The sequence below is a fragment of the Microvirga sp. 3-52 genome, from assembly GCF_018383585.1.
Lineage (GTDB): Bacteria > Pseudomonadota > Alphaproteobacteria > Rhizobiales > Beijerinckiaceae > Microvirga.
Window position 1 is genome coordinate 1 of sequence record NZ_JAHAMK010000071.1, and the last position, 3,388, is coordinate 3,388.

Below are 3,388 nucleotides of genomic sequence, written 5' to 3' on the forward strand. Positions count from 1 at the left end.
CGGCTCAAGGCAAAAGCCCCACGTAGCCTTGAAGCCTTGGAGGCAGAGCTCAAACCAGCCCTCGACACCATCAGCGCAAAGGATGCTCAAGGCTGGATCAGGCATGCCGGCTATGCTCTACACTGAGACCAAAAGCGCTTTAGGTTCGGCAGGAGAAGATGGTCAACGGCTATGTTTGAGACTCGTTCTGAGTTCAGAAAAACGCAATTTATAATAGCTCTAAAGTCATTCTGCGCGGCTTGAAAGATCTGCCGGAATGGGGAATGGCCAATCTGCCTTGCGAGACCATCATGAGATCGTCCGGCTTTTTTGAACGGGATTTGAAGACATAACAATTGTGGCCCCTGCACCTGAAGAACCTTTCCTGAAGCTCGGACGGCTTCGCCTTCTCTTGGCGCTCGACGCCCTGCTCATGGATGGAAGCGTCAGTCGAGCGGCCGAACGGATGGGAATGGGAACGCCTGCCATGAGCAGAATCCTCGGGCAGATCCGCGAAGTCTACGACGATCCCATCTTCATTCGTTCCTCGAGACGCCTGATCCCGACGCCTTTTGCCGAATCCATGCGCCAGCGAATTCGCGCCCTGGCAGCCGAGGCCGAAGCGCTTCTTCGGCCGCAGGAGCGGTCCTCCAAAGGCTTCACCATCGATCCCGCAGCATGGTCGGGAAGCCCCGTCATCGAAGCGGCTCCCCTGGCGGTGAGGCCGAGCATCCTGCTTGAAGGCGAACCGCTTCCCGAGTCCTTTGCGCGCAAGCTCGCGGTCATCGGAAAAGCGAACGATGCACAAAAGCGGCTTGCGAAGCATGTCGCGACGATCGGAGCCGGGATCGGGCACAGCCGTCCCCTGACGACGAGCGAAGCGGAAGATGCGTTCTCCAGCATTCTCGCCGGAAGGGCGGATCCCGTGCAGGTGGGTGCTCTGCTGTCCGTCATGCATTTCAGGGGAGAGACTGCCGCCGAACTCGCCGGTTTTGCGCAGGCAGCGCGCACTCACATCGGATCGGCAGGCCGAACGTCATCCTCCGTGGACCTGGACTGGCCGGCTTACATCTCTCCGAAATCCAGAAGAATGCCCTGGTTTCTCCAGGCCGCAAAGCTGCTTGCCCAGTCCGGCTACCGCATTCTTCTTCATGGCAACGATGGAGCCGGTGATATCAGAGGCACGCTCGTATCCGCGGCCCGGGCCATCGGCATACCGGTCTGCGCGAGCCCCGCCGCTGCCGCCGAAGCCATTGCAGAGCGCGGGATCGCCTATATCCCGGTTGCAGCCTTGTCCTCGCAGATCTACCGCCTGCTGTCTCTCTACAGCGTGCTTGAGACGCGCTCGTCTATCAATTCCCTGATGCCGCTTCTCAACCCGTTTCTTGCTTCCGCATGCATGATGGGCGTCGTGCGCCCGGCCTATCGTGAACTGCATCGCGACGCGGGGGCGCTTCTGGGATGCAGGAGCATGACAATCCTCGGTGGAAGCCGCGACGCCGCCGAGGCTACACCCTTCCGCTCGAGCACGCTCCTGCGCCTTGTCGACGGCACAGCAGAGGATCTCTTCGTCCCCGCACGGCCGGAGCCGAAAGCCTATCCTCTGACCGGCATGACGAGCTTGGAATACTGGCGTGCGGTCTGGACGGGAACGATACGCGATGAGCGCGCCACGGACATCATTACCGCCACCGCCGCGACTGCACTTCTGACCGTGGCAGGAGGCGATGCAGGCCAATACGATCCATGTCGGTTGCGGGCACGAGAGCTCTGGGATGCCCGAAGAAAGTGTGCCTCCTGAGGGCACGATGCAACGATCGATGGCATAATCCCCTAGTAGGATCACGCAGTCCCGCCGCTCGGTTCCATCCTTCGCTTCGACGATCTACCGTTCGTCCTCATAAAGCGTTAAGATGCGACGCCCTTTGAGGCGCGATGGAGGGAATGATGGCCGTCAGACACGGGTTGATCGTTGCTCTGTTGTCTCTCGCTGGGATCGCAGGTGCGGTCATGGCGCCAGCCAGCGCCGCCGCCTTCACATGCCCCGAAACCACGGCCACAGGCACACCGGTAACCGCTCTCTCGCCCAGCGACCTGTATTCCGGGGCGGACGACGTCACCGCAAGCAATCGGCTGGGGGAACTCATGACCGATCTTCGCAGGAGCGGGATGAAGCCTGCACTGATCGCCGACCAGCTGATCGGCGCCTATTGTCCGCTCGTCGCCGCCGACGGCACCCTCTCCGAGCAGCAGAAGGCCGATCGGGTTCGTCGGTTTGCACGATTGGTCACAGGGTTGGCCTACGTGCCGCCCAATCCCGATGAGGTGGATGTTCTCGTTCAGACGGCCCTGACCCCGGACCTGCTCAGACAAATCGACGAGGCAGCGGGACGGGCTGGAGTATCGCGTGACGAATGGATCGAGCGAGCGATCGAACGTCAGCTGGCGAACCCGTGACCTGCCGACCGGCTTTTCGGCGGACAAGCGACAGTACCGCTCGGCATCCGCTGGGGGCAGTATCAGGGTAGAGCCCGCTCGCACCCGCTGAAACCAAGGAGAAAGAATGAGCGCCCCGGCGTGAACCGGGGCGCCAAGTTGGGGAGGACCGCGAGGATGCATTGATCCTAGCGATTTAATCCTCGGATGCTGTGAGCCAGGTCACACAGGACCTCCATGAGCCGCCGCTCGCAATTGCGCCACACGTTGTGTGACTTTCGTCGCAGAGCGACTCCTTCCTTCCGGGTAACATCGATGTAATTCAGGAGGTCGGCATGTGGGTCATCTCTCATATCGTGTTCGCATATCTTCATTTCGTTCCAGGCGGCAACGGAGGCTGGACGAAAGGTAACGACTATCCCTGTTTTTCGACAGAAGACCGGCGAGATGTCGCGATCCCGTTCGAGGGCTATTGGCGGCGTGTAAGCTAAGAGACGGCTCAGCAGGCCGTGGGCGAATAATGATCAACGATGCCAGCTGGGATGTCCGCAGAAGGTAATCCCGTTCCTTCGCGCAAGTATGCAGACCTGCCAGGTTTGCCCTAACAAGCCGCTGTGCATCTTAAAGAATCTCACGAGATCCCTGAGAACACAATTCGCTGACCGATCGAGGCTGACACGCCTCGATGCACATTCTTCGCGATTCAAGGTCTCGGAAACACTCGAGCGTGACCGTCAGGTGAGTTCATCGCCAGTGCTGGGAAGTCTCGACCGAAGAACCTGATGGTTCAGGTTCCGCTCTTATCGACGATCAACGGCAACTTCCTAAAGCGCTTTTGATCTGGACTTGAATCCATTCGGGTGGGCTGTGCGTTGACAGGCATATGGCCCGGGAGGCAAGCCATGCCCCAGCCCTATTCCGCTGATCTGCGTGCGCGTGTTCTGGTCGCCGGTGCGCGCGGCGACCTTCCTCA

2 protein-coding genes are annotated in these 3,388 nt (G+C 60.2%); both read left to right on the plus strand.

All coding sequences use genetic code 11. The annotated features are described in order from the left end of the window. Positions 1–337 precede the first annotated feature (337 nt). Positions 338–1,780 carry a glycosyl transferase family protein gene (locus KHP60_RS24680; protein WP_213566914.1) on the plus strand — a complete coding sequence of 481 codons (1,443 nt, stop codon included), beginning with the start codon at positions 338–340 and terminating at the stop codon, positions 1,778–1,780. 146 nt (positions 1,781–1,926) lie between these two features. Beyond that, entirely contained in the window at positions 1,927–2,436 is a 510-nt protein-coding gene (locus KHP60_RS24685) for a CopG family transcriptional regulator (RefSeq protein WP_213566915.1), read from the plus strand. The last annotated feature ends 952 nt before the right edge of the window (positions 2,437–3,388 follow it).